Genomic DNA, 24,503 nt, shown 5'->3' on the forward strand with positions numbered 1-24,503 from the left:
ATAAAGGCAGGTATAACACCTGCCTTAGCTTAAGCTATTTATAGAGTGAAGGTTTAGCCGAGCGGCTGAGGATTGGCACGATAAACAGTAGCCATACAACCAGAAAACCACTGAATGCCACCACCATCCATTCTGCCATTGTCACCCCCATAAAATGCCATGGAGCATCGGTACACATGCCCGTAGGGAGCATAATCGATGGAAACCATTCGTGAAGCGGCATCCAAGCAGGGAAGTCAGGTAAAAAGGAACAGGTTGAAAAAGGCGAGGGGTTATTTTGCATATCCACTAATGCGAGGGCGAGTTTCAATCCCCATGTCGCACTTACAGCCCAACCGAGCGCGGCAACAATCCTCACTATCAAATACTTAGGGGCTATCATTCCAATCAGCCCAGCCGCAAAAATACCAAATACGGCTAATCTTTGGTAGATACACATCACGCAGGGATCGAGTTTCATAACATATTGAAAATACAGTGCAGCCGCCTCTAGGGATAGGGCTGTGCCACCGAGGGCCAACCAAGAGATTCGGGAATGGGCAAAGCGAGTAAGTACAGTCAAAGATATGGGCTCCATAGTAACGAAAACGCCCTCAAAGGCTGGGGGCGTTTTTTGGACTCTACTCATTTAAGAAAGTTCAGTCAACTCAGAGATATATCCAATTTACCTGAAGATACGAGTTTCAGCATCTTCAGGTTGTTTGGAGAGATATATTAGTGCCCAGTGGCACCCTCTATGGCTTCCTGCACGCTGTGGTGCATGATAAGTTGCGAGTCGTAGAAGTATTGCGTTGCCTGCTCTAAGAAACCAGTCTCAATCGCTAACACGCCGACTATCGATAAGACGATAGTGTAGGGGAGAGCCATCCAGACCATTCTGCCATAGGATAAGCGAATGAGCGGGGCGAGGGCTGAGGTTAATAAGAATAGGAAGGCGGCTTGGCCGTTTGGTGTGGCAACTGAAGGTAGGTTAGTACCAGTGTTGATTGCCACCGCCAGTAAGTCGAACTGATCGCGGCTAATTTGTCCGTTAATTAATGCGGCTTTGACTTCGTTAATATACACAGTGCCCACAAATACGTTATCGCTCACCATCGACAATAAACCATTGGCGATATAGAAGATGACTAACTGTGTATTGCCTTGATAGCCCAATGCCCATTGGATAACCGGAGCGAATAGGTGTTGGTCAATAATAACCCCTACCACGGCAAAAAATACCGCTAAAAGTGCTGTAAAGGGTAATGCCTCTTCGAAGGCTTTTCCGAGAGCGTGTTCATCGGTCACGCCGTTGAAGGCGGTGGTTAAAATGATGACAGACAAACCAATTAGGCCGACAGAGGCTAAATGCAAGGCTAGGCCGGCAATCAACCAGATCCCTACTAACGCTTGTACTATTAGCTTGATATTGTCTTTATTGGTACGACGGGCATCTTCGTAGGCCGCATATTCACATAGGATCCTATGTACTGCATCGGGAAGTTTGGCGCCATAACCAAAAATATGGAATTTTTCAACTAAATAGCAAGTTAGGATCCCCGCAATCAACACGGGTACTGTCACGGGCGACATGCGGATGGCAAACTCACCAAATTGCCAATTTGCCTGGGCGGCAATGATCAAGTTCTGTGGCTCGCCCACCATAGTGCAAACCCCACCGAGTGCGGTTCCTACACCCGCATGCATCAATAGGTTACGTAGAAAACCACGGAATGACTCTAATTCTGCTTCATCAAGCTGGTTATCATCGCCGCTCTTGCCTTCTGAGGTATGGTCATGATCGGCCGAGAAGTCTTTTCCAGAAGCCACTTTGTGATAAATCGCATAAAAGCCAACAGCCACTGCAATAATGACCGCAATAACCGTTAATGCATCTAGGAATGCGGATAAGAAGGCGGAAGCGAGACAGAACATCAAGGACACTAAAATTTTTGAGCGTACTTTAGTGATCATTTTCGTGAAGGCAAATAACAGCAATTGCTTCATGAAATAAATACCGGCCACCATAAAGACCAGCAATAGTAATACTTCGAGGTTGGCTTCTATTTCATGTAAAACTTGACTGGCCGAGGTCATACCAATTGCAACGGCTTCTATGGCTAATAGACCACCGGGCTGCAGCGGGTAACATTTTAAAGCCATGGCTAAGGTAAAAATAAACTCAAGCACTAATACCCAACCAGCCACAAAGGGGCTGACATAGAAAAAGAGTATTGGATTGATTATTAAAAATGACAGTATTGCGATTTTGTACCACTTAGGGGAATTTCCTAAGAAGTTTCCAATAAACGCCTGGCTCATTGTCACCGGCATGGCATCCTCTCTTCTAATTATGTTAAAAAATTTGCACGTGTTATGTTGTATTTACCCGTACTTGGAAAATCAGTCTAGCCTAAAGAGAATGCTAATGTAATGAGATACAGGGGCTCATATTTCAAAAAGCGGAGCTAATCGGCAAAATTGACTCAATAAGCTTTGATATTAGTCTATTTATTGAGCGCTTTTGTGACATTTATACTGGCACTGTGCGGGGATTTTCAGTCAATGGTTTCCATTTTTTACCGCTCTGGTATGATCAGTGACCATTACGACGCACAACAACTGGATAAGTGGGCTGATGATTATCAACGCCAAAGGACCTGCAAGTTTTGCAGAGAAGTATATTGTGAGATCAATTTGGGAAAATAAATTCCCACCAGGGTCCATTTTACCGGCTGAACGTGAGCTTTCTGAGTTGATTGGCGTGACGCGCACCACCCTGCGTGAAGTGCTACAACGCCTAGCCCGTGACGGTTGGTTGAAAATTCAACATGGTAAACCGACACGGGTGAACAATTTTTGGGAAACCTCAGGTTTAAATATTCTTGAGACGATTGCCGATCTCAATCCCGAAGGTTTTCCTGTGCTGGTGGATCAACTGCTCTCGGCCAGAACCAATGTGAGTGCCATTTATTTTCGTGGTGCACTGCGTTACAACCCTGAAACTGCGGTCGGTGTGTTGGCAAAAATCCACCAATTAGAAGACACGGCTGAATCTTTCGCTGAATATGACTATTTATTGCACCACACCTTAGCATTTTCATCCGGCAATCCACTCTATGTGCTGATCTTAAATGGTTTTAAAGGTTTATATAGCCGAGTGGGGCGCTATTATTTTAGTAGTTCTGAGGCGCGTTTGCTGGCCTTAAACTTCTATAAAGAATTAGAACTGCTGGCAAAGGCAAAAAATTATGTGGATGTACCCGCGCTAATGCGTACCTATGGCATTAACAGTGGCAAAATGTGGTTACAATTACGGGACGATATGCCAGCATCCATAGCGCAGGATAATTAATTTCTCCCTTTGAGGAACATTGTCGGTAGTTTTATAAAAGCCGTTTCCATTGGAAACGGCTTTTGCTTTTTACAGTTTTACAAAACTACAATTCCGATTTAACGGGTTCTGGGCAGGTCGCTAAAATATTAATACTGGCATCGGCATTTTTTTGTTCAAGCGTCACTGTAAATCCCCATAGTCTATGCAAGTGTTTTAATACTTCTTTATAGGTATTAGCGAGGGGGATATCGTTATTCGGTACATACCTTAAGGTTAAAGAGCGATCACCATTGATTTCCACATTATGGACTTGGATATTAGGTTCAATATTTGACAGGTTATACTGCTGCGATAATAACTGCCGAATATTTTGATAACCTTGTTCATCGTGGATTGCAGACACAGAGAGATAATTGCGTTTTTCATCGTCATGGATACCAAATAATTTAAATTGGCGGATGACCCGAGGGGAAAGGTATTGGCTGATAAAACTCTCATCCTTAAAATTTTGCATGGCAAAATGCAATGTTTCTAGCCAGTCACTTCCAGCGATCTCGGGAAACCAAACCTTATCTTCTTCGGTGGGATCTTCACAAATACGCCGGATATCGGTGAACATGGCAAAACCTAAGGCATAGGGGTTAATGCCATTATAGTAACGGCTGTTGTACTCGGGTTGTGCCACAACACCCGTATGGCTCTGTAAAAACTCCATCATAAAACGGTCTGTGACCACGCCGTCATCGTATAGGTGGTTTAAAATGGTGTAATGCCAGAAGGTTGCCCAGCCTTCGTTCATCACTTGTGTTTGTTTTTGTGGGTAAAAATATTGGGCCATTTTACGTACTATGCGGATAATCTCCCGTTGCCAAGGCTCGAGCAACGGGGCATTTTTTTCGATGAAATAGAGAATATTTTCCTGCGGCTCTGCGGGAAAACGACGTTTTTCAGCTTGGGATTGACCCTGTTGTTGGTTCGGGATCGTGCGCCAAAGGTCATTCACTTGACTCTGTAGATAGGCTTCACGGTCCTTTTGCCGAGCTTGTTCCTCACGGAAGGAGATTTCAGAAGGCCGTTTATAACGGTCAACCCCGTAATTCATCAGTGCATGGCAGGAGTCAATCACGCTTTCGACTTGTTCAGCCCCGTATCTCTGCTCACAGTCACTGATGTAGTTTTTGGCAAAGACTAAGTAATCGATGATCGAACTGGCATCGGTCCAAGTTTTAAATAAGTAGTTATTTTTAAAGAAACTATTGTGTCCAAAACAGGCGTGCGCTATCACGAGTGCCTGCATAGTGATAGTGTTTTCCTCCATTAAATAAGCAATACAAGGGTTTGAGTTAATTACAATCTCGTAGGCAAGGCCCATTTGCCCCCGTTTATAGCCTTGCTCTGTTTCGATAAAACGTTTGCCGAAGGACCAATGGGTGTAGCCTATGGGCATGCCTATCCCCGCATAGGCGTCCATCATTTGTTCGGCGGTGATGACTTCAATTTGATTCGGGTAGGCGCTGAGTTTGTATAGGGCGGCTACCCGTTCAATTTCCTTCAGATAGTCCTGCAGCAACTCAAAGCTCCAATCGGGACCATCGCTCAGTGGTGTTGTTGATTTCTTCCCCATAATACCCCCTTAAACCGCCTGCTTCTTAAATAACTCTCTAAATACAGGGTAGATATCTTCCGCTTGACGAATATGTTGCACCGCAATGTTATCGTAATGCTGTTGTAGGGATTCGTATTCGCGCCACAGGGTTTGATGGGCGCGATTGGTGATTTCGATATAACTAAAGTAGCGTACTAACGGCAGAATTTTTTGCTCTAATAACTGCCGACAGGTTGGCGAATCATCCGCCCAGTTATCGCCGTCTGAGGCTTGGGCGGCATAAATATTCCATTCATCGGCGGGATAGCGTGCCTGTTGAATTTCATGCATCAATTTCAAAGCACTTGAAACAATCGTTCCGCCCGTTTCTTGGGAGTAGAAAAACTCATGTTCGTCGACTTCTTTGGCTTGGGTATGGTGGCGAATATAGACCACTTCTAAGTTTTTATAGGTCCTAGTCAGGAACAGATAAAGCAAGATATAAAAGCGTTTTGCCATATCCTTAGTGGCTTGATCCATTGAGCCTGATACGTCCATCAGGCAAAACATGACCGCTTGGCTAGAGGGAATTTCCCGTTTGGCAAAGTTATTAAAGCGTAGATCGAAGGTATCGATAAAGGGAACATTTGCAATCTTTTGTTTTAACTCCTCTATTTGGGCCTTTAAATCGAGAATTAGCTCTGCCTGAGTCCCTGGAATATTCTCAAGCTCCGCCAACTCTTGTTCTAATTCCACTAATAGCTTCTTTTTACTCGCCGACATCGCAATACGGCGTGCCAGTGATGAACGTAGGGAGCGGACAATATTAATGTTTGCGGGTACGCCATCGTTGGTAAATCCGGCGCGATAAACCTGATATTCCACCAATTTATTGAGGCGGTTTTTTTGTAGATTCGGTAATTCTAAGTCTTCAAATAGTAGCTCTAGGTATTCATCCTTTGAAATTTCAAAGACAAAATCATCGTTCCCTTCGCCTGAATCCGAGGCATCGCCTTTGCCCGCACCGCCGCCTGAACCCCCGAGCGGCCTATCGATTTTATCTCCACGGGTAAATTGATCATTTCCGGGGTGTACTCTGTCCCTGACACCGCCCTTGCCTTGGTGAAACATAGGTTCACTGATATCCCGCGTAGGGATACTGATTTTTTCGCCTTTATCTACATCCGTTACACTGCGACGTGTCACCGCATCGCTGACGGCTTTTTTGATTTGTTGCTTATATCTATTGATAAAGCGTTGACGGTTGACTGTGCTTTTTCCTTTCGCATTCAACCGTCTGTCGATAAAGTTCGCCATACGCACCTCCCAAACCCCAGCGAAGGCTTTGGTAGCACCAAAGCCTGTACTTAGCGAGCGCAAGTTTAAGAGGATTTACGCACCCGTAAATACCACTCAGACAAGAGTCGGACTTGCTTCTTGGTATAGCCTTTCTCCATCATGCGATTGACAAAATCATCGTGTTTGCGTTGATCGTCATTCGAGGTTTTGGCGTTAAAGGAAATCACTGGCAGTAAATCTTCTGTGTTGGAGAACATTTTCTTCTCGATCACAGTGCGAAGTTTCTCGTAGCTGGTCCAGAGGGGATTATTACCCTCATGGTTAGCGCGGGCGCGCAGCACAAAGTTGACGATTTCATTACGGAAATCTTTGGGGTTGCTGATCCCAGCGGGTTTCTCAATTTTTTCCAGTTCGGCATTGAGGGCGGCGCGATCGAACAGTTGACCGGTTTCTGGATCGCGATATTCCTGATCTTGGATCCAAAAGTCGGCGTAAGTGACGTAGCGGTCAAAGATATTTTGGCCGTATTCAGAGTAAGACTCTAGGTAAGCGGTTTGAATTTCTTTACCAATAAACTCCACGTATTTAGGGATTAAGTAGCCCTTTAAAAATTCAAGATAGCGTTCGGCGGTATCGCTGGGGAACTGCTCTTGCTCTATCTGGCGTTCAAGCACATAGAATAAATGCACCGGATTGGCGGCGATTTCAGAGTGATCGAAGTTAAATACCCGCGATAGGATCTTAAAGGCGAAACGGGTAGATAGCCCATTCATCCCTTCGTCGACACCGGCATAATCGCGGTATTCTTGGTAGGATTTAGCCTTAGGATCGGTATCTTTTAGGCTTTCCCCGTTATAAACCCGCATCTTAGAGTAGATGGAGGAGTTTTCCGGTGCTTTTAGGCGCGATAGCACACTAAATTGCGCTAGGGTTTCTAGGGTGCCAGGGGCACAGGGGGCTTTCGATAGCTCGGAGTTAATGAGCAGCTTTTGATAGATTTGCAGCTCTTCAGATACCCGTAAACAGTAGGGTACTTTGACGATATAAACACGGTCGAGGAAGGCTTCGTTATTCTTATTGTTTTTAAAGGTTGACCATTCCGATTCATTCGAATGAGCCAGAATGATGCCACTATAGGGCAGGGCAGATAGGCCTTCGGTGCCGTTATAGTTACCTTCTTGGGTGGCAGTAAGCAGGGGATGTAGCACTTTTATCGGTGCCTTAAACATCTCGACGAATTCCATCATTCCTTGATTCGCGCGGCATAATGCCCCCGAATAGGCATAGGCATCGGCATCATCTTGGGAAAAATGTTCAAGCTGACGAATATCGACTTTACCCACTAAGGACGAAATATCTTGATTGTTTTCATCCCCAGGTTCCGTCTTAGCTATCGCAATTTGATCTAGGATCGAAGGGAACACTTTAACAACGCGGAATTTAGAAATATCGCCACCAAACTCGTGCAGTCTTTTCACTGCCCAGGGAGACATTATGGTCTTTAGGTAGCGGATAGGGATGTTAAATTCATCTTTTAATAGTTGGCCATCTTCGTCGGCGTCAAAGAGGCAGAAAGGATGATCGTTCACTGGGCTGCGTACCCCGTTTGCGCTTAGGATATAAATGGGGACTTTTTGCATTAGTGCTTTGAGCTTTTCAGCCAATGATGATTTACCGCCGCCCACAGGACCGAGCAAATACAGGATTTGCTTCGATTCCTCTAAGCCTTGAGCTGAGTGTTTGAGGTAGGCCACGATTTGCTCAATCGCATCTTCCATGCCGAAGAAATCTTTAAATGCGGGGTAACGTGAAATAAGACGGTTGGAAAAAATACGGCTAAGTATTGGATTTTTTGCGGTATCTATGACTTCTGCTTCGCCAATGGCAAGCAAGAGCCGTTCTGATGCTGACATGTAAGCACTGCGATCTTCTTTACAGATGTCGAGAAACTCCTGCAAAGTGTATTCTTCATCGAGTTTTTGTTCGTAGCGCTTTTGGTAATGCTCGAAAATGCCCATATAAACCCCCTGAAACGCCAGTGATGTCATGGAACGGAGAACTGGTTTGCCAGCTTCCTATACTAATCTTAGACACAAACTCGATACCTGTGTCAAAAAAAATATCAAATAAAACAATAACAAATGATTGCAAATGCAATTGTTGCACTTGTAGTGATATCAATTCTAAGATGGGGGAAGAGGGAATATGGCAGGTTAATGATATAAAAAAGAGCCACAAGGGCTCTTTTATTAGCGTTAATTCTTTGGGTTAAAGAATTAGCCTGCGAAGTTTTGGTTCACAAAATCCCAGTTCACTAATTGCCAGAAATGGGCAAGATAGTCTGGACGCACGTTACGGTAATCGATGTAGTAAGCGTGTTCCCACACATCTACAGTCAGGATTGGCGTAACAGTGCTGTCAGTCAGTGGTGTAGCAGCATTGCTAGTGTTAACGATAGCAACAGTGCCATCGGCTTTTTTCACTAACCAAGTCCAAGCGCTACCGAAGTTGTTTACAGCTGAATCGGTAAATTGGGCTTTGAATGCGTCAAATGAACCGAAAGCCGCATTGATGGCATCGGCCACTGGGCCTGTAGGCTCGCCGCCAGCGTTAGGCGCTAGGCAGTTCCAGTAGAAAGTGTGGTTCCACACTTGAGCCGCGTTGTTAAATACGCCGCCAGTAGAAGTTTTGATGATATCTTCTAAAGACTTACCAGCGAAATCCGTTCCTTCGATTAAGCCGTTGAGCTTAACAACATAGGTGTTGTGATGCTTGCCGTAGTGGTATTCAATGGTTTCTTGAGAAATGTGTGGTTCTAGTGCGTTCTTTGCATATGGTAATGCGGGTAATTCGAAAGCCATTAGTATCTCTCCATGGTCTTAGGTTATCGTTTTTTAAACGTGCTCACTGGGCACTATTGTACCGATAAAATTTGTGATGTGAATCATTGTTTGGCTATTTGATTAGATAGGGGCCATCGAAAAATCAAATCTCGACATAACCTTACAAACTGTGGGATTTTGTTCTGCGCCTAGCTGTCGTACAATAGCGCCATTGAGTCAATGTCATCGCACTTAGGAATTAAAATGGAAACAGTAGAGAAAATTAAGCAGCAGATCGCCGAAAACCCCATCATTGTTTATATGAAAGGTTCGCCTAAGTTACCGAGCTGTGGCTTCTCGTCTCAGGTCGCCCAGATCATGATTAACTGTGGTGAGCAATTTGCGTTTGTGGATATTCTGCAGCATCCAGACATTCGTTCCGAATTACCTAAGTATGCAAACTGGCCGACCTTCCCACAGCTGTGGATTGAAGGCGAGCTGATCGGTGGCTGTGATATTGTGGTTGATATGTATCAGAAAGGTGAATTACAGCCGTTAATCAAAGCCACTGCTGAAAAGTACAAAACCGCTGAGTAATCACTTGTAAGAGAGTGATGAAAGAGTAACAAAAAGCCGCTAAATGAATTATTTAGCGGCTTTTTTATTGCTTAGCCATGACTCATGTATGAGTCATGGCTAAGTGTTAAACGATCTTCTATGGCGAGAACTAACGCAGCTTAATGTGATGCCGTATCACGCTCGTGGTGTTTGCTCGCGGGTAACAATAAGTTCATGGTAATGGCCACAATACCGCACAGACTAATACCGGTCAGACTAAATGAACCTATGCCAAATGCCATGCCACCAATACCAAATACCAAAGTGACGCCCACAATGCTTAAGTTGCGTGGCTCGGATAAATCCACATGATTGCGGATTAAGGTATTAAGCCCTACAGCGGCAATAGAGCCAAATAACAAGCACATAATACCACCCATCACAGGCACGGGAATGGTCTGCATCAGGGCACCTAGTTTACCAACGAAGGCTAAGGTAATGGCCGTGATGGCGGTCCAAGTCATAATCCTAGGATCAAAGTTGCGGGTTAGGGTCACGGCGCCTGTGACTTCTGAGTAGGTTGTGTTTGGTGGGCCACCAAAGGCTGCGGCTGCAATCGTGGCAATACCGTCGCCAGTTAGTGTGCGATGCAGGCCGGGTTTTTTCATAAAATCCTTACCCGTGACATTGGATATCGCCAGAATATCGCCAATGTGTTCAACCGCAGGGGCAATGGCCACAGGGATCATAAAGGCGATGGCATGCCAGTTAAATTCGGGCGCGACAAATTTAGGTATCGCAATCCAACTCGCCGCAGTCACTACCGCAAAATCGACAATACCAAAGGCGAGGCTGAGTCCGTAACCTACAACGATACCCGCTAGAATTGGCATTACTTTCAGTATGCCTTTGGCAAATATAGCGACCGCAATGGTAGTACCGAGTGACGCAAGTGAAATGATCAGTGCCGTATTGGTTGGGACTAAGGTCAGACTGCCGTCTCCGCTTTTACCCAGAGCCATATTCACCGCCACAGGCGCTAAACCCAGGCCGATGATAATGATCACAGGTCCAACCACGACAGGCGGTAACAGCCTATGGATAAAGTCGGTGCCGCGCACTTTGACCAAGGCGCCGAGGCATACATACACAGCGCCTGCCGCCATAATGCCGCCCATAGTGGATGGAATGCCCCAGGTTTGCACGCCGTAAAGAATCGGGGCGATAAAAGCGAAGGAGGAAGCAAGGAAAATAGGCACTTGGCGTTTGGTCACCAGTTGGAACAGTAAGGTACCAATACCCGCAGTGAACAGGGCGACACTGGTGTCGAGTCCTGTCAGCAACGGCATTAATACCAAGGCACCAAATGCCACAAACAACATTTGGGCGCCCTGTAGGGGAATAGCGAGTCGTCTCATTTATTATTCTCGTTAATTTTAGGGTAAACCGCGAAATGATATCAGTTTGTTGCATTGAAGGTGCAATAAAATACCCAGATTGTGGGTTGGGATCACTGTTTTTGGCGGGCGTGGTTAGCCTCTCCGCATTAAAGTGGGCTAAATTTTGCCAAGACTCGCTTAAGGCGTTAACTATGGTACAATTTGCCCTATCTAACGTTACTTCAACTACTCAAAGATGCTGAAATTCCTATTGAAGCCGAGCTTAATTGCGTTTTTATACTGCCTGTTCACGATTAATAGCCTGCATGCTGTTGAAGTGAGTAAATTAGATGAGGCCGATGTACCTGTCTCCTCCCGTGCCGTACCTGAGCGTAATCAGGCATTAAAAAAAGCATTGGAAAAAGTGATCATCAAAAATACCGGGACTGCGCGTTCACTCGAGAATAGCGTTATCCAAGCCCAACTGTCCAACCCAGATGCGCTGCTGAGTCAATATGGTTACCTTGAACAGAATGGTCAGTTGTTGCTTAAAGCTAACTTTGAGCATCGCCGCGTTGTCGCATTATTACGTCAGGCACAATTACCCGTGTGGGGGACACAGCGTCCGCTGACCCTATTTTGGGTCGCCATGCCGAGTGAAGGCGATACCATTTTATTAAGCGATTCTTCAACCTTAGCCGAGCGTCAACAATTCTCGACTTTTTCCGATGAACGCGGCATTCCTGTGCTGCTACCTATTTTAGATCTTGATGAGTTGATGGGAATCAACCCCAACGATGTCAAAGGGATGTTTGCCGATATCGTGGCCAGTGTCTCTGGACGTTATCAAGCGGATTTCCTCGCGTTAGTGGCTATCGAGCCCGCGGGTAATCAAGTGCGCTATCGCTTAAATCTTTATACCAAGTCCACAATTGATTCGTTAACGCCGCCGCTGTTTAGCTTTAATGGCAGCGCAGAAAATTCGACCCAGGCGGTAAGTGCCATGATGGCGGCATTAGGGGATTATTATTTTACTAAGTATGCCATTGCCGATACTGGTACTCAGGTCGGTGCCAGCGTTACTTTTGTTAATATCGAAAAAATGTCACAAGTTGTTGAGATTGAAAAATATTTTAAACAGCTGAGTGCAATAAAAAGTGCAACTTTGACACGTATTCAGGGAAATACCGTGACCTTTTCTTTAGATTTATTTGGCTCTGAAACTGATTTTGAGCGTTTATTGAGTCTAGAACCTAGGATCTCTGTGGTTGCCCCTGCAAGTTCTGGGGAGTTCAGCCCTGTGTCGAGCCCATTAGGTAAACCCGTCTACCAGTGGCGCTTACCTTAAAACCGTGGAAGGCAAGTTGGGGCGGATGTATTTTTTCGCCCGCTTTATGTGATTTTTAGCTAATTTATTGAGACGTACGAGTGCCATTTAACTCACCTCTACAACTCTCATTACCCGTGTATTTACCGGATGATGAAACCTTTAACAGTTATTACCCCGCCGCGGGTAATGATGAACTGATCCAAAAGCTTAGAGCCAATGCCGAAGGCCATGGCGAGGCCGCGATTTATTTATGGGGCCCAGTTAAATCCGGACGTACCCATTTAATGCATGCGGCTTGCGCCCACGCCAATGAACTCGACCGCCGTAGTTTCTATATTCCCTTAGGCATTCATGCGAGTATCTCGACCGCATTGCTCGAGGGTTTAGAGCAGTTAGATTTAATTTGTATCGATGATGTGGACGCCATTGCAGGGCATCCAGTGTGGGAGGAGGCGATATTTGATCTCTACAACCGTGTTGCCGAGCATAAACATTGCGCTTTAGTGGTCAGTGGTCGTTCATCTCCTGCCGAGGCCGGATTCCTGTTACCCGATCTCGTTTCCCGGATGCAATGGGGGCTTAATTACCAACTTCAGCCTATGGCCGATGATGAAAAACTTGCCGCATTGCAGCGCCGAGCGGCCATGCGAGGCTTACAATTGCCCGAGGATGTTGGTCGCTTTTTGCTCAATCGAATGGCGCGGGATTTACGCACGCTATTTGATGTCCTCGATAAGTTAGATAAAGCCTCATTGGTTCACCAACGTAAGCTCACTATTCCGTTTGCGAAAGAGACGCTGCATCTATAGCGATAGCAAATTAAGATTTGCAAGAGACAAAAGCCCGCCATGCTGAATGCCTGCGGGCTTTTTGTTTATCTAAAACTCAAACACTCTATTGCTGAGGATGACGGTGACGGTCGCCACTTAAACGCAGTTTGGGTTCTGTGATTACTTGGCTGTTCGTTACAGCGTTCTGCTGACCTTTACGCTGTGCATTAGACGGTGAAATCCCTAAGGCTTGGCGCCAGCTTTGGCCTTGGGTCATAGCGATAGGAGCGGGTAGGCTCGCTATTAAGCTTATCCCATCAAGTTCGGGCAACATCTCATCTATGACTAATGCGGCTCGATTTTCTAGGCTGCTGTCGCCAATTCGACCTCTTTGTCCCCAATCGACAATAACAGTATCCGCAGTTAAGACTTCGGGTTTATTGGTGACTGCGACATCCCGCAGGATTTGGTAACGGTAACTCATCATAGCCTCTTCAAACAGCATCGCCGTGTCTTCACGGGTGCTGGAATAGGCATAGAAATCACTGGCGATATCCGTAGAGAAAAAAGTTGTAATATCTGATGGTTGATAGGCCTTTTGAGTGGCATTTGCACTTGCCCCTAAGAAGCTGACCCCCGCAAGCCCTGCCATTTCAGTGCTCGTGAGCGGGTACAACTTGCTCACTTGATCCGATACCAGACTCTTATTGGTATTGCGGCGATTATAGTCATCAATCAATCTGGGCCCTGTGAGTGAGGCATGAACGCTACGGGGGAAGAAGTCATTGGCGTGTGCCAGCTCATGGTACAAGAGTGACGCCAAATCAGGGGTGATCTGGGTAAGTGTCCGAGTGGCGCGGGTCGTCATCGGGAATCCTAGCGACGCATATTGATTATCTTTGACATAACGCCAGGGCATAATGAAATTCAGATCGTTTCCAAAGTCGCTGCGATAATCCGGTGCTTCATTGATGCTGTCTCGCTGTGCGGGTGTTAGCCACAGATCGTTTGGGTCCAAATAAATTGCCCCCGTCAGCACCCAATAGAAGGAGGGGCGAACATCATAACTGATGACGACGGCGGTAACGGATTGTAATAGGCGGGCAAAATCACTATTAGGGTCCATTTGTGCTAAAAATGCGGCGAAATTATCGCCCATCCAATCGTGTGACACTAGCACTCGATCGAGAATTGCCTCGGTATCGAGGGTATTGGATATTTGGCCAATCAGAGGTAATTGATTAATAGTGCAAGCATTATTCAATTGGTTTGAATAAACACAGCTTGTGAGTGCGTTGGCATAGGGTGAATCTTCATGGTATGCATAGGTGCGTGCGACCGGCGTATCGAAATACGGTGAGCTAATCGCAGGTGCCGCAGTCGTCAGGACAAAAGCATCGTCTTTGACTTGGGAACCATTGATATTGGCGCTCGCTTGGAGTCTTAATACTGTATCTTGACTGGCGATGGGAGCGGTAAAAAGAGGCCTAAAGGGATCGCTAAGATCGAGGGAGATGTCAGGGCCTGAGGCGATACACCAAGAAATATTCGTAGCACTTAACCCTGCTTGCTGTCCAATCCTTAGGCTGACCCCATTGCCTTCAACCACTTGATGATCTTGTCGAATATTGAGTAATCCATCCGTTGCAACATCGGCGTTAATGCCAATTTCCCCGGTCACATCTAGATTGTTGCCCGTCACATGCAGGCTAAAGCGGTAACTGCCGCTGGTGGGAATATCGAAGGCTAATACAGGGCTGTTTTGGCTGACGAGTTCAATGGCTGGACCATCTATTTGCTGCCAACGAAAATGCAGATCTTGGCTATCACGGTTTTGAATACTGGCGATAATGGCGCTGGATTGTCCTGCAACATATTGCGCCTCTGTTTGGAAACGGATGGAGGATGAGCTAGTGGTGACTAATGCTGGTATGGCTGAAGTACAGCGCGGTATATTGCTCGTGGGTGGAGTGACGGTGCCGCCGTCGGCTTCGCTATCACCGCCGCCACAGGCAACCAGAATTGCGGAGCAGCTAATGAGCCCTAATAGGCGAATTGGATCCCATATCCCCATAATTCCACACTCCAATGCTAACTGACTTTAGTGGTTAGATTTATCGCCCTGTTATCGACCCGAGGGGGGCCATAGTTAGGCATGAAAATGACTATAGCATGGGAGTGAGGTTGCAAAAAAGTGATAAAAGGTAGCTAAAGTGTTCTTAATTCAGGGGGAGTACAAAGCGCAGTCCACCGGGGACTGCGCTCTAAGATTGGTTTTTATGGAGTAACTGAGATGACGACTGTCGTTGGCCTAAGCCTCTTTATCGGATTTTTTCTTTAAACCTAAGCCTAATTCTCTACCACGAATACGGGCATAGAAGGGAAAGGCGACAAGGAGGGCACCAACTAATAATGCTTCAATTAACGCAAAGGCAAATGCATCCGTCGTGACATAGAGCAAGGTTAGGGCATGCAGCATATACAGGCATAAAATAAAGCTGGCCCATGCATAGGTATAGGGATGACCTTTGATAATACCTTTGGCGGGTAACAGGAGTGGCACAAGCCATAGGAGGCTAAATAATAACGTATATTCGCCATTAAGCCCTTGACCAATAAACCAGCCGCTAAGTAGCAGCACCAGAGTAAGATAGCCTAAGCGGCTGAGAGTAAATAGGGTATTTGAGGTCATGGTCTACCTAATATTGATGAATAACAGCATATAAAAAATAACAGAGAAAATAATGGCTTCAGCTACAGGATCGCCAACACATTTTCAGGGGGACGGCCGATAGCAGCCCCTTTCACCGTCAGCACAATTGGGCGTTCAATCAATTTAGGCGTGTTAACCATGGCGGCGATCAGTTGTTCTTCAGTGAGTGATCCTTCTGCCAGTCCTAGCGCTTGATATTCATCTTCTTTGGTACGCATTAACTCGCGGGCACTGATATTAAGTTTGGCTAATATGTCGCGGATGTCAGTGGCGCTCGGCGTATTTTTGAGATATTCCACCACAGTAATCTCACAACCTTGCTGCTCGAGTAAGGCTAAGGTCTCACGGCTTTTAGAACAACGTGGGTTATGGTAAATCGTCGCTTGGGTCATAGTGCAATAGGCCTCAATCTGGGCTGAAATGACAATGCTGCGGATGATAACAGAAAAATGTGCGCCCCGTCAGGGTGTTCGGGGCGCAATTGGCGTGACTAGATTGAATTTTTAACCACAATTTGGCCGCTTATTTAAGGGCATCCATTTCTTTATCTGCTTGTTTAAATTGGCGAATCCGCGCTTCAATTCGAGCAAGTTGTAACGGGTTGCCTTCAGATGCGCGATAGGCAAAGTTGAGCTGATCAATCGCCCCCTTATAGTTAGCCCCTAGCGCCATGAGTTCGGCACTGGAGAAATATTCCATGCCTTGGTTACCCATTTTTTTGTAGGCCAGATTGAGCAGTTGATAGGGCAGTTGATTCTGTTTATCGAGGAAAATCATATCCTCTAGCAATGGGATGGCCTTGGAGGGCTCACCCGCCTCAATATAAATATTGGCTAAGTTAGCGTTAATAACCTGCGAGGTGGGCTTCATTTTACGTTGCGCCTCGAGGAGTTTAATCGCCTTAGGGTAATCTTTGCGCTCAGTGAGTAAATCGGTTTTAGTGTCGAGATAGAATAAGTTGTTAGCGTCAATTTTTAACAGTTCATCGATAAGTTTTTCTGACTCATCAAATTTTTTGAGCCTAAAGAGCGCGAGGGCTTTGCCATAGAGTGCAGCTTCTTTAAAACCATAGGATTGTTTATTTAGCTGCTTTTCAAACAGGCCCAACACCGCATCATCGCTGTAGCTCGAAAAACGCACTTGGATACGTGCCTTCGCGAGTTGGAAATTAAGGTTATCTGGAATGTATCTATGGGGATATTGATGTGCCCGATCGCGGGCCTCGGAGATCCGCGACTCAGGCAAGGGGTGAGTCAACAGCATTTGCGGTGGTGTTGTGGTAAAGCGATATCGTGTCGCGAGCTTACCAAAAAACTCCGCCGCCGCATTGGGGTCAAACCCCGCATCCACTAAAATTTGCATACCGATGCGGTCGGCTTCTTTTTCATGCAAGCGGGTATAGTTAATTTTGGACTGGGTCGCTAAGGCTTGGGTGGTGGCAAGTGCTGCCATGCCCGCTTGGGGAACCGCGATGGTCAGTAAAATCGCCCCGAGTAATCCCGCGACCGTTGCTGGACCGGTCTTTTGTTGCGCCTCGAGCGAACGGGCTAAGTGACGTTGAGTCACGTGGGTGATTTCGTGACCTAAAACCGAGGCCAGTTCGCTCTCATTGTCGGCGTTGAGGAATAATCCCGTATGCACGGCAACGTGTCCGCCGAAGAAGGCGAAGGCGTTAATCTCATCATTCTGCAACAAGAAAAAATAGAAAGGTGTTTTTACCCCGGTTGCATGGGCGACTAACTTATTGCCAAGTTCGGTAAGATATTGACTTAATACGGGATCATTGAGCATTGGGGCCGATGAGCGGATAACGCGCATGTAGGCATCGCCATAGACCATTTCTTTTTCGAGGCTGAAGGTGTTAACCGCAGCCGTCCCTAAATCGGGTAAATCATTGTTCGCAAAGCTTTTGGCGGTACCAGTCAGCAGCATCAAAGAGAGAGCACCAACGACAAAAGGTTTACATTGAGTCAAAAACGTCAATTTACGCAAGCGGATCCTTTATTTCTTCTAATTATCTCAACTAAGGCTGCGACACTGCAGTTAGCTTGTAGTTTGAGTGGCAACTTAGGATAATAGCCCAAGTTCGTTCATAGCAAGTTCATTATGATTTTTATTGATTTAACACCATTTCGCTGTCCTGTCCCTTTGGTCAGAGTCAAGCTTGCATTGAAGTCCATGTCTTCGGGCGAAACCTTGCACATTTTACTCTCTGACTCAGGTTCAAGGCGAGATGTTCCCCTCTTTTTAAAAAAACAGGGCCACAATATCCAAGTCCTGTGTGATGATGCGATCCAACTAGCCTTAATGGTCACTAAAGTTGATTTATGACAGTGTTAAGTCAATGATATAGCGTTAATGATCTCTGAATAAACCGCTTTCTTGCATATAGGGAAAGCCTAACCATCATTATTGGAACGAATCCATGCTTACTTTTTTCTCTCGTTGGTATCAAGAGCGGTTTAGCGATCCACAGGCAATCACCTTAATGGCTATTTTGGTGGGTTTGGCTTTAGTCATTTATTTTGCGGGGGGATTGCTTGCCCCTTTGCTTGTGGCGTTAGTGTTGGCATTTTTACTCGAGTGGCCCGTCGCACAAATGCTCAAATTAGGTATTAACCGCACGACGGGGGCATCCCTGATGTTAGTGCTTTTTCTTGGGGTTGTGGTGCTGCTGACCTTTGGCTTGATCCCAAGCATTTGGCGTCAAGGCGTGAGCCTAATGACTGATTTACCGAGCATGATAGATAAAGGGCTGCAAACTCTGCAGGCGTTGATTAATCAATACCCACAATTTATTAATCCAGAGCAGCTCAATGTGATGGTGGCAGAGCTTAAAAAACTACTGGATACTCAACATGTCATTGATATTGCTAAACAAATTATAGGTTATTCCGCTTCGCTGCTGGTACTGATGGTGTATGCGATTTTAGTGCCTCTGTTGGTGTTCTTTTTTTTAAAGGATAAAGATCAACTGATTAATGGCAGTAAGCGATTTTTCCCCACCAATCGGCAGCTAGCCCGTAAGGTGTGGTTCGAGATGCACCAACAGATATTTAACTATATTCGTGGCAAAGTGATTGAAATCGTCATTGTAGGCATAGCGAGTTATGTATTATTCGCCGTGATGGGACTCAGCTATGCGGCTTTGCTCGGTGTGCTCACTGGCTTATCTGTACTCATTCCCTATGTGGGGGCCACCTTAGTGACCCTGCCAATTACCTTAGTGGCGTTTTTCCAATGGGGATTTAGCGCTGAGTTTGGCTATCTGATGTTAGGTTACGGCATTATTCAGGCACTCGATGGTAACTTGCTGGTGCCAGTCTTATTTTCGGATGCGGTGGACTTGCACCCTGTGATTATCATAGCAGCGGTGTTGGTTTTTGGTGGATTGTGGGGGGTATGGGGAGTGTTCTTTGCTATCCCCTTGGCATCCTTAGTTAAGGCTGTGATTAATGCCTGGCCGAAAACGGAAATTGAACAGCCGCTCCCTTCGCCGGAAAGCTAAGCCGGTAGGGATGTCATTTCAGCCTAAAAACTGCGCCAAAGTGCGTAGTTTTTTGTTTTATATCAGAGACTCAATGGCTAGTTTTGCTGCAAATGGTGCTGCGCCGTGGCGGCAAGGGCGCGGTAAACTAAGGTTGTCTGTTTAGCTTTGATATTCCAATGTTGCCAATAAAGCGGCACGCGCATCCGCTGCTGCGGGGTGAGCTCGATAAGGATCCCGTTATCGATTAAGGGTTTGGCCTGTAAGTGGCCCACTAAACCATAACCAAGACTTAAGTTAATGGCCTCTAAAAAACTCTCCGATGACGGAATGCTGTGTTGCCACCATTGGCCTGGCAGCATTTGAAAATACTGGGCAAGGTATTTTTCATGCATTTTATCTTTGGTCGAAAACACCACGGCCGGGGCTTTAGTAAGCTGAGCTTGGGTAATTTGTGCACTGGTATTGTCGCTGGCTTTTGTCCATTCAAAATAGCGCGCCGCAAATTCAGGAGTGGCAACCGCTAAATATTCCATCGTCCCTAAAAACTCACTGCTACAACCGGCCATTGGATTGGCCGTGGTGGTCACACAACCTACGGCTTCACCATTTTTCAGTAAATGGTGGGTGTAGGACTCATCATCGACGATCAATTCCAATAGCCAAGCATGGCGACTGAACATGCCCGCAATGGCGGGCAAAAACCAAGTGGCAAGACTGTCGGCATTCACGGCAATGCGCACTGTCGTTGGATGGTTGGGATCGTCGGCATCTAATTCAGATCTTAATTCGCTTTCTAGTAATTGTACCTGCGAGTAGTGGCGTAAGAGACGCTTACCCGTGGGCGTTGCCACCACAGGGTTGGAGCGGATAAGCAGCGATTGACCGACTTTCTCTTCGAGCTGGCGAATGCGCTGTGAAACCGCAGATTGGGTAATGTGCAGCACTTTGGCGGCGCGGTCGAAACCGCCTTCTGAAACGACCACGGCGAGGGCTTTGAGATTAGCGTATTCCAGCATAGTCATCCTTCATTGATGTGCTTTGATGATTATTAATTTTACTTATGATACATAAAAAACATTAGTTATATTAATTTTGTTGTTTTGATTATGCTAGCGCCTTCTTCGAACAGGTGAGGTGGTTATGCAAGCGGCATTTATACAGGGTATGGGCATTGGTGGCAGTTTGATTATTGCTGTGGGCGCGCAAAATGCTTTTGTACTCAAGCAAGGTATCAAGCGCTCATATCCTTTACCTATTGCCCTGCTGTGCTCGGTTATCGATGCGCTGATGATCACCGCTGGGGTGGCTGGACTTGGGCATATTATTGAAGCATTCCCTACCATTAAGCATGTGGCGAGTTTTGGTGGCGCCGCTTTTTTACTTTGGTACGGTGCCAATGCGCTTAAGGCATCCTTTGTGGCAAAAGGCATGGAAATGGATCAAACGCAAAATGCTGATACTTTGCGAACCGCGATTCTTACTACGCTTGGGATCAGTTTACTGAACCCGCATTTGTATCTCGATACAGTGGTGTTGCTGGGGAGTATTAGCACTCAGTTTGATGATATGCACCGCCCTTGGTTTGGTGCGGGCGCGGTGCTGGCATCGTTTATCTGGTTTTTCGGTTTAAGTTTTGGTGCGCGTTTGCTGGCGCCGATATTTAGTCGCCCGGCGGCCTGGCGTTATCTCGACCGTTTTATTTGGTTAACCATGTGGAGCATTGCCGCGGCGATTATTTGGCCCTATGTGGCAGGTTAAGCTGGCGCAGTTATGGGATGACACGTCGGCTTAGCGAGCTGCGTTGAGTAGTTTAGTGAGTGCAAAGTGAAAATTTTTCATGAAAAAGGTCCTGATTTCAGGACCTTTTTGTTATCGATTGCCGATTATTTATTCAGCCGCAAGCTGTGCGAGCACGACTTGATGGTGATCCGTCGTCTTAAACTTATCAAACACATGGGCGATTGTGCCGTCGGGATTGATAAGGAAGCTGATTCTATGGATCCCGTCGTAGATTTTACCCATAAACTTTTTCTCACCCCATACGCCAAAGGCATCGGCGACACTGTGGTCTTCATCGCTCAGCAAGGTAAAGTTAAGTGATTGTTTTTCAGCAAACTTAGCCAGTTTTGTGACCGGATCTGGGCTAATGCCAAGCACAGTGACTTTGTGGTTATCTAATTCGGCTTTAGTGTCGCGCAGGCCACAGGCTTGCACTGTGCAGCCCGGGGTTGAGGCCTTAGGGTAAAAATACACTAAAACGGGGCCTTTTTTTAAACATTCCTGCAGTGAAACAGGGTTACCCTGTTGATCTTGTAAGGTAAATTGAGGTGCCTTAGCGCCAACTGTTAGTCTGTTCATCGATTATCCTCTATCGCTTGCCGTGGTCCCTTGCATGCGTTTAATGGTGCAATCTAACGCCATTTCTTGGGAGAGTTGATAGATACTCTGCTCGAGTTTTTCTAGTTCAACTTTTTCAGGAATATTAATGGTGAGCGATACATTTTGTGTCTGCTCACCATCCGGCAGTTCTTCTGAATAGGAGCGTACCGCCGCTAAATCTAATGAGCGATCCGCGAGAAACTGGGTAATGCGTTTCATGGTGCCACGCTGATCTTTGCCCGTGAAGCGAACTTCGAGGCGCGAAATATAATTTTGCGGGGTGTGTTTAGAGGTACGCTTCATCACAGTCATCAGTTCTAGTTCAACACTGAGACTCGGGAGCATGCTTTCAATTTTCGTTATTGATGCCCACGAACCTGACAACATCATGATTAGGGTAAATTCGTTACCAAATAATGCCATACGACTGTCGACGATATCGCAGTCACAGTCACTGGCAAGCCGTGCGAGTTTACTTACGAGTCCAGGGCGGTCTAAGCCCATTGCGGTGACGACCAGGAAATTGGTCATGAATTTTCCTCACTTTTTCGATATCATGGAGCGAAAACTCAGGGTTAATGCCGAGTTTTTGTGCGGGATGTAATGCTACCATAACTAAATCAATTTGAGAGCCCCGTTAATGCTTGTCATTAATGGTTGGCATCAGTACCATAGCGAATCCTGAAATCTTGGGGAAAGTCAGATGATAAACGGAAGCATCGTAGCCTTAATCACGCCAATGAACAGTGATGGCTCAGTAGATTTTGCAAGTCTTGAAAGATTAGTCGAATTCCATATAGACCAAGGCACAGATGCCATTGTGGCCGTGGGCACGACCGGCGAGTCTGCGACTCTGCCAATGAATGAGCATGTGACTGTGGTCGCGCAAACGGTGAAGTTTGCTGCGGGCCGTATTCCCGTTATTGGTGGTAATGGCGCCAATGCGACATCTGAAGCCGTCGAACTCACCAAGTCCCTTTCTAAGGTGGGTGTTGCCGCCATGTTAGGCGTAACGCCTTACTATAATAAGCCGACACCCAAGGGCTTAATCGCACACTACAAAGCGGTGGCGGCAAGCACTGATATCCCACAAATTCTCTATAACGTTCCTGGCCGCACCGCCGTCGATATGAAGCCTGAAACCGTGGCCGAACTCGTTGGCGTCAGCAATATTATTGGTGTGAAAGAAGCCACAGGTGATGTCTCACGCGTGCAGCGTTTACGTGAGCTTTGCGGTAATGACTTTATGTTATATAGCGGTGATGACGCAACGGCACGGGAGTTTTTACTCCTAGGCGGTAATGGCGTAATTTCTGTTGCCAACAATATAGTGCCAAAAGCCTTTAAAGCCATGTGCGACGCCGCGCTTGCGGGCAATGCCGAATTAGCGGCAAGCATAGATGAGCCACTGCGTGGTCTCTATAGCACACTGTTTTGTGAAGCCAATCCTATCCCTGTGAAGTGGGCTGCCCACCGTATGGGGCTGATTAAATGTGGCCATATTCGTTTACCTTTGACTGAACTTTCTGAGCAATGTCATGGTCTGTTGATAGATGCAATGACTCGCGCCCAGATAGAGGTTAAATAATTAATGCTAAAGAAAGTCACCCCACTGTTCTTAGTCGCTGCCGTTGCAGCCTGTAGCTCGCCACTCGAGCGTCGCCAAGCCAACGGCGGTGAAGACTATGTGCAGGCCGAGCAAGTGCCTAGGCTTAAGATCCCCGAGGGATTAAAAACGCCACCTTACAATAAAGAATATGAAGTGCCGTCCATTGGCCCCAAAGCCAATCCGGCACTTGTGGGTAAAAATCTGGACATACGTCCGCCACTACAGGTTCTGCCAATGGCAGAAGGAACCCATGTGGAAGAGGGCAGCGATAATATCAAGATTGTGGTTGAGTCTATCGACAATTCAGCAGACCTAAAGCAGGAGATCTTTGCTAACTTAGATGGTTTCCTTGCGAAGCAGTCTATTCCTGTGCGTAATCGCAATTTTGATAAGGGCAGCATTGAAACCGACTGGATTGAAAGCCGGGAAGTGATCGAATCGAGCATGTGGGGTTCAGACAAGGTTTACCTACTGCGCCAACGTTACCGTTTCGATGTAGAAACCCGTCCCCATGGTCGTACTGCTAATATTGTGATCCACTTAGTGGAACATGAAGAGTTTTATGATGATAAAGCGCAAGAAGTCCTTTTAAGCGGTGAAGATAAGCAACGATACACTATCGATATGCTCAACAGTGCCATTGCCTATATGAGTATCAAGCGTGAGCAAGTGATCCAAGCTAACCGTTTGAAGCAAACCTTAGGCATTAACGTCGACTTAGTCACACCAGAAGACGGCTCGGCTTATTGGTCGGCCAAGGCTCCTTACAAGCAAGTATGGGATCGTTTGCGCATTGTACTGCCGGAAATGGGCTTTGAAATTTCCGATATGGATAGTGCTAAGGGATTATACTTCATCAAGTTTTCTGATAACTCAGGCTTCTGGAGCTCGCTCTGGAGTGACGATAAATTATCCCTAAAAGAGGGTAGCTACCGTTTGCTGCTCCAAGACGGGGATACGCCTGAAGAGACTAAACTCTTTATAAGAGACGCCGAGGATAAACCTCTCGATAATGATGTGATTACGAGTGTGTATCAATCCTTATCGAACCTGATGAAGGAAGAACGTAAGTTACGTTAATCCTATCTCAAGAATAAAAAAGGGCGATTATCGCCCTTTTTTATTGGCCGTTGACCCACAATCTGGTGTTTATCTAAACGCTCATCGCTTTCATATTTCACTTTTTATACCAGTATATTTTAAGTGGCTTTAGTTTTAACATGAGGCCATTTTAATATTACTAGCGTTAATCA

Annotated in this window: 23 protein-coding genes; 9 read left to right on the forward strand and 14 right to left on the reverse strand. The window is 46.2% G+C overall.

The window, feature by feature from the left end:
- Positions 1-34: 34 nt before the first annotated feature.
- Positions 35-562, reverse strand: coding sequence for a disulfide bond formation protein DsbB (dsbB, locus tag MJO46_RS00360; protein WP_253987618.1), 528 nt, complete (start codon positions 560-562; stop codon positions 35-37).
- Between the two features lie 152 nt (positions 563-714).
- Positions 715-2,313, reverse strand: coding sequence for a sodium/proton antiporter NhaB (nhaB, locus tag MJO46_RS00365; protein WP_253987619.1), 1,599 nt, complete (start codon positions 2,311-2,313; stop codon positions 715-717).
- A 304-nt stretch (positions 2,314-2,617) separates the two neighbouring features.
- Between nhaB and fadR the strand changes: the two genes are divergently transcribed.
- A complete protein-coding gene (gene fadR, locus MJO46_RS00370) occupies positions 2,618-3,334 on the forward strand; it encodes a fatty acid metabolism transcriptional regulator FadR (RefSeq protein WP_253987852.1) in 717 nt (238 codons plus the stop codon).
- Between the two features lie 85 nt (positions 3,335-3,419).
- Here fadR and MJO46_RS00375 read toward each other — a convergent pair whose 3' ends face one another.
- The 4 genes from MJO46_RS00375 to sodB form a co-directional block, all read right to left on the reverse strand.
- Complete coding sequence (locus tag MJO46_RS00375; RefSeq protein WP_253987620.1) at positions 3,420-4,940, reverse strand: SpoVR family protein; 1,521 nt, start codon at positions 4,938-4,940, stop codon at positions 3,420-3,422.
- Between the two features lie 9 nt (positions 4,941-4,949).
- The gene (locus tag MJO46_RS00380; protein WP_253987621.1) at positions 4,950-6,218 is read right to left on the reverse strand and encodes a YeaH/YhbH family protein; all 1,269 of its coding nucleotides are present in this window, start codon (positions 6,216-6,218) and stop codon (positions 4,950-4,952) included.
- A gap of 65 nt (positions 6,219-6,283) precedes the next feature.
- On the reverse strand, positions 6,284-8,218 hold the full coding sequence (locus MJO46_RS00385; protein WP_198780282.1) for a PrkA family serine protein kinase: 1,935 nt from the start codon (positions 8,216-8,218) through the stop codon (positions 6,284-6,286).
- Positions 8,219-8,476: 258 nt separating this feature from the next.
- The gene (gene sodB, locus MJO46_RS00390) at positions 8,477-9,061 is read right to left on the reverse strand and encodes a superoxide dismutase [Fe] (protein WP_198780281.1); all 585 of its coding nucleotides are present in this window, start codon (positions 9,059-9,061) and stop codon (positions 8,477-8,479) included.
- Positions 9,062-9,286: 225 nt separating this feature from the next.
- On the opposite strand from sodB, the gene MJO46_RS00395 reads away from it, so the two are divergent.
- Complete coding sequence (locus MJO46_RS00395; protein ID WP_253987622.1) at positions 9,287-9,619, forward strand: Grx4 family monothiol glutaredoxin; 333 nt, start codon at positions 9,287-9,289, stop codon at positions 9,617-9,619.
- A 140-nt stretch (positions 9,620-9,759) separates the two neighbouring features.
- Here MJO46_RS00395 and MJO46_RS00400 read toward each other — a convergent pair whose 3' ends face one another.
- Positions 9,760-10,998: a uracil-xanthine permease family protein gene (locus MJO46_RS00400; RefSeq protein WP_253987623.1), complete on the reverse strand. Its 1,239-nt coding sequence runs from the start codon at positions 10,996-10,998 to the stop codon at positions 9,760-9,762.
- Positions 10,999-11,215: 217 nt separating this feature from the next.
- Between MJO46_RS00400 and MJO46_RS00405 the strand changes: the two genes are divergently transcribed.
- Together MJO46_RS00405 and hda are read left to right on the forward strand one after the other, a co-directional pair.
- Complete coding sequence (locus tag MJO46_RS00405; protein ID WP_253987624.1) at positions 11,216-12,307, forward strand: DUF2066 domain-containing protein; 1,092 nt, start codon at positions 11,216-11,218, stop codon at positions 12,305-12,307.
- Between the two features lie 80 nt (positions 12,308-12,387).
- Complete coding sequence (gene hda / locus MJO46_RS00410) at positions 12,388-13,098, forward strand: DnaA inactivator Hda (protein WP_198780278.1); 711 nt, start codon at positions 12,388-12,390, stop codon at positions 13,096-13,098.
- 85 nt (positions 13,099-13,183) lie between these two features.
- Here hda and MJO46_RS00415 read toward each other — a convergent pair whose 3' ends face one another.
- The 4 genes from MJO46_RS00415 to MJO46_RS00430 form a co-directional block, all read right to left on the reverse strand.
- A complete protein-coding gene (locus MJO46_RS00415; protein ID WP_253987625.1) occupies positions 13,184-15,133 on the reverse strand; it encodes a hypothetical protein in 1,950 nt (649 codons plus the stop codon).
- A gap of 237 nt (positions 15,134-15,370) precedes the next feature.
- Positions 15,371-15,751 (reverse strand): DUF2069 domain-containing protein, encoded by a 381-nt coding sequence (locus tag MJO46_RS00420; protein ID WP_253987626.1) that lies wholly within the window; start codon positions 15,749-15,751, stop codon positions 15,371-15,373.
- Positions 15,752-15,813: 62 nt separating this feature from the next.
- Positions 15,814-16,164, reverse strand: a complete 351-nt coding sequence (gene arsC / locus MJO46_RS00425) for an arsenate reductase (glutaredoxin) (protein WP_253987627.1) — start codon at positions 16,162-16,164, stop codon at positions 15,814-15,816.
- 130 nt (positions 16,165-16,294) lie between these two features.
- On the reverse strand, positions 16,295-17,764 hold the full coding sequence (locus MJO46_RS00430; protein ID WP_253987628.1) for a M48 family metalloprotease: 1,470 nt from the start codon (positions 17,762-17,764) through the stop codon (positions 16,295-16,297).
- A 114-nt stretch (positions 17,765-17,878) separates the two neighbouring features.
- Here MJO46_RS00430 and MJO46_RS00435 point away from each other — a divergent pair, with 114 nt between their 5' ends.
- Positions 17,879-18,103: a sulfurtransferase TusA family protein gene (locus MJO46_RS00435; RefSeq protein ID WP_198780273.1), complete on the forward strand. Its 225-nt coding sequence runs from the start codon at positions 17,879-17,881 to the stop codon at positions 18,101-18,103.
- Positions 18,104-18,197: 94 nt separating this feature from the next.
- A complete protein-coding gene (locus MJO46_RS00440) occupies positions 18,198-19,280 on the forward strand; it encodes an AI-2E family transporter (RefSeq protein ID WP_253987629.1) in 1,083 nt (360 codons plus the stop codon).
- Between the two features lie 77 nt (positions 19,281-19,357).
- Here the strand turns inward: MJO46_RS00440 and MJO46_RS00445 are convergent, their stop codons facing one another.
- Positions 19,358-20,278, reverse strand: a complete 921-nt coding sequence (locus MJO46_RS00445; protein ID WP_253987630.1) for a LysR family transcriptional regulator ArgP — start codon at positions 20,276-20,278, stop codon at positions 19,358-19,360.
- 124 nt (positions 20,279-20,402) lie between these two features.
- Between MJO46_RS00445 and MJO46_RS00450 the strand changes: the two genes are divergently transcribed.
- Positions 20,403-21,020 (forward strand): LysE/ArgO family amino acid transporter, encoded by a 618-nt coding sequence (locus MJO46_RS00450; RefSeq protein WP_198780270.1) that lies wholly within the window; start codon positions 20,403-20,405, stop codon positions 21,018-21,020.
- A gap of 129 nt (positions 21,021-21,149) precedes the next feature.
- On the opposite strand, the gene bcp is transcribed toward MJO46_RS00450, so the two are convergent.
- Positions 21,150-21,620: a thioredoxin-dependent thiol peroxidase gene (gene bcp, locus MJO46_RS00455; RefSeq protein WP_253987631.1), complete on the reverse strand. Its 471-nt coding sequence runs from the start codon at positions 21,618-21,620 to the stop codon at positions 21,150-21,152.
- A 3-nt stretch (positions 21,621-21,623) separates the two neighbouring features.
- The gene (locus MJO46_RS00460; RefSeq protein ID WP_198780268.1) at positions 21,624-22,172 is read right to left on the reverse strand and encodes a glycine cleavage system protein R; all 549 of its coding nucleotides are present in this window, start codon (positions 22,170-22,172) and stop codon (positions 21,624-21,626) included.
- Positions 22,173-22,344: 172 nt separating this feature from the next.
- On the opposite strand from MJO46_RS00460, the gene dapA reads away from it, so the two are divergent.
- Both dapA and bamC read left to right on the forward strand, forming a co-directional pair.
- Positions 22,345-23,229, forward strand: coding sequence for a 4-hydroxy-tetrahydrodipicolinate synthase (dapA, locus tag MJO46_RS00465; protein ID WP_253987632.1), 885 nt, complete (start codon positions 22,345-22,347; stop codon positions 23,227-23,229).
- Positions 23,230-23,232: 3 nt separating this feature from the next.
- Positions 23,233-24,330 (forward strand): outer membrane protein assembly factor BamC, encoded by a 1,098-nt coding sequence (bamC, locus tag MJO46_RS00470; protein ID WP_253987633.1) that lies wholly within the window; start codon positions 23,233-23,235, stop codon positions 24,328-24,330.
- Positions 24,331-24,503 lie beyond the last annotated feature (173 nt).

Origin of the sequence: Shewanella sp. KJ2020, from assembly GCF_024197625.1 — a bacterium.
GTDB lineage: Bacteria > Pseudomonadota > Gammaproteobacteria > Enterobacterales > Shewanellaceae > Shewanella.

Excerpts from the sequence above, each read along its gene's own strand:
- nhaB (WP_253987619.1), bottom strand. The coding sequence starts at position 2,313 with ATGCCGGTGACAATGAGCCAGGCGTTTATTGGAAACTTCTTAGGAAAT.
- fadR (WP_253987852.1), top strand. The coding sequence starts at position 2,618 with ATGATTATCAACGCCAAAGGACCTGCAAGTTTTGCAGAGAAGTATATT.
- MJO46_RS00375 (WP_253987620.1), bottom strand. The coding sequence starts at position 4,940 with ATGGGGAAGAAATCAACAACACCACTGAGCGATGGTCCCGATTGGAGC.
- MJO46_RS00380 (WP_253987621.1), bottom strand. The coding sequence starts at position 6,218 with ATGGCGAACTTTATCGACAGACGGTTGAATGCGAAAGGAAAAAGCACA.
- MJO46_RS00385 (WP_198780282.1), bottom strand. The coding sequence starts at position 8,218 with ATGGGCATTTTCGAGCATTACCAAAAGCGCTACGAACAAAAACTCGAT.
- sodB (WP_198780281.1), bottom strand. The coding sequence starts at position 9,061 with ATGGCTTTCGAATTACCCGCATTACCATATGCAAAGAACGCACTAGAA.
- MJO46_RS00395 (WP_253987622.1), top strand. The coding sequence starts at position 9,287 with ATGGAAACAGTAGAGAAAATTAAGCAGCAGATCGCCGAAAACCCCATC.
- MJO46_RS00400 (WP_253987623.1), bottom strand. The coding sequence starts at position 10,998 with ATGAGACGACTCGCTATTCCCCTACAGGGCGCCCAAATGTTGTTTGTG.
- MJO46_RS00405 (WP_253987624.1), top strand. The coding sequence starts at position 11,216 with ATGCTGAAATTCCTATTGAAGCCGAGCTTAATTGCGTTTTTATACTGC.
- MJO46_RS00415 (WP_253987625.1), bottom strand. The coding sequence starts at position 15,133 with ATGGGGATATGGGATCCAATTCGCCTATTAGGGCTCATTAGCTGCTCC.
- MJO46_RS00420 (WP_253987626.1), bottom strand. The coding sequence starts at position 15,751 with ATGACCTCAAATACCCTATTTACTCTCAGCCGCTTAGGCTATCTTACT.
- arsC (WP_253987627.1), bottom strand. The coding sequence starts at position 16,164 with ATGACCCAAGCGACGATTTACCATAACCCACGTTGTTCTAAAAGCCGT.
- MJO46_RS00435 (WP_198780273.1), top strand. The coding sequence starts at position 17,879 with ATGATTTTTATTGATTTAACACCATTTCGCTGTCCTGTCCCTTTGGTC.
- MJO46_RS00440 (WP_253987629.1), top strand. The coding sequence starts at position 18,198 with ATGCTTACTTTTTTCTCTCGTTGGTATCAAGAGCGGTTTAGCGATCCA.
- MJO46_RS00445 (WP_253987630.1), bottom strand. The coding sequence starts at position 20,278 with ATGCTGGAATACGCTAATCTCAAAGCCCTCGCCGTGGTCGTTTCAGAA.
- MJO46_RS00450 (WP_198780270.1), top strand. The coding sequence starts at position 20,403 with ATGCAAGCGGCATTTATACAGGGTATGGGCATTGGTGGCAGTTTGATT.
- bcp (WP_253987631.1), bottom strand. The coding sequence starts at position 21,620 with ATGAACAGACTAACAGTTGGCGCTAAGGCACCTCAATTTACCTTACAA.
- MJO46_RS00460 (WP_198780268.1), bottom strand. The coding sequence starts at position 22,172 with ATGACCAATTTCCTGGTCGTCACCGCAATGGGCTTAGACCGCCCTGGA.
- dapA (WP_253987632.1), top strand. The coding sequence starts at position 22,345 with ATGATAAACGGAAGCATCGTAGCCTTAATCACGCCAATGAACAGTGAT.
- bamC (WP_253987633.1), top strand. The coding sequence starts at position 23,233 with ATGCTAAAGAAAGTCACCCCACTGTTCTTAGTCGCTGCCGTTGCAGCC.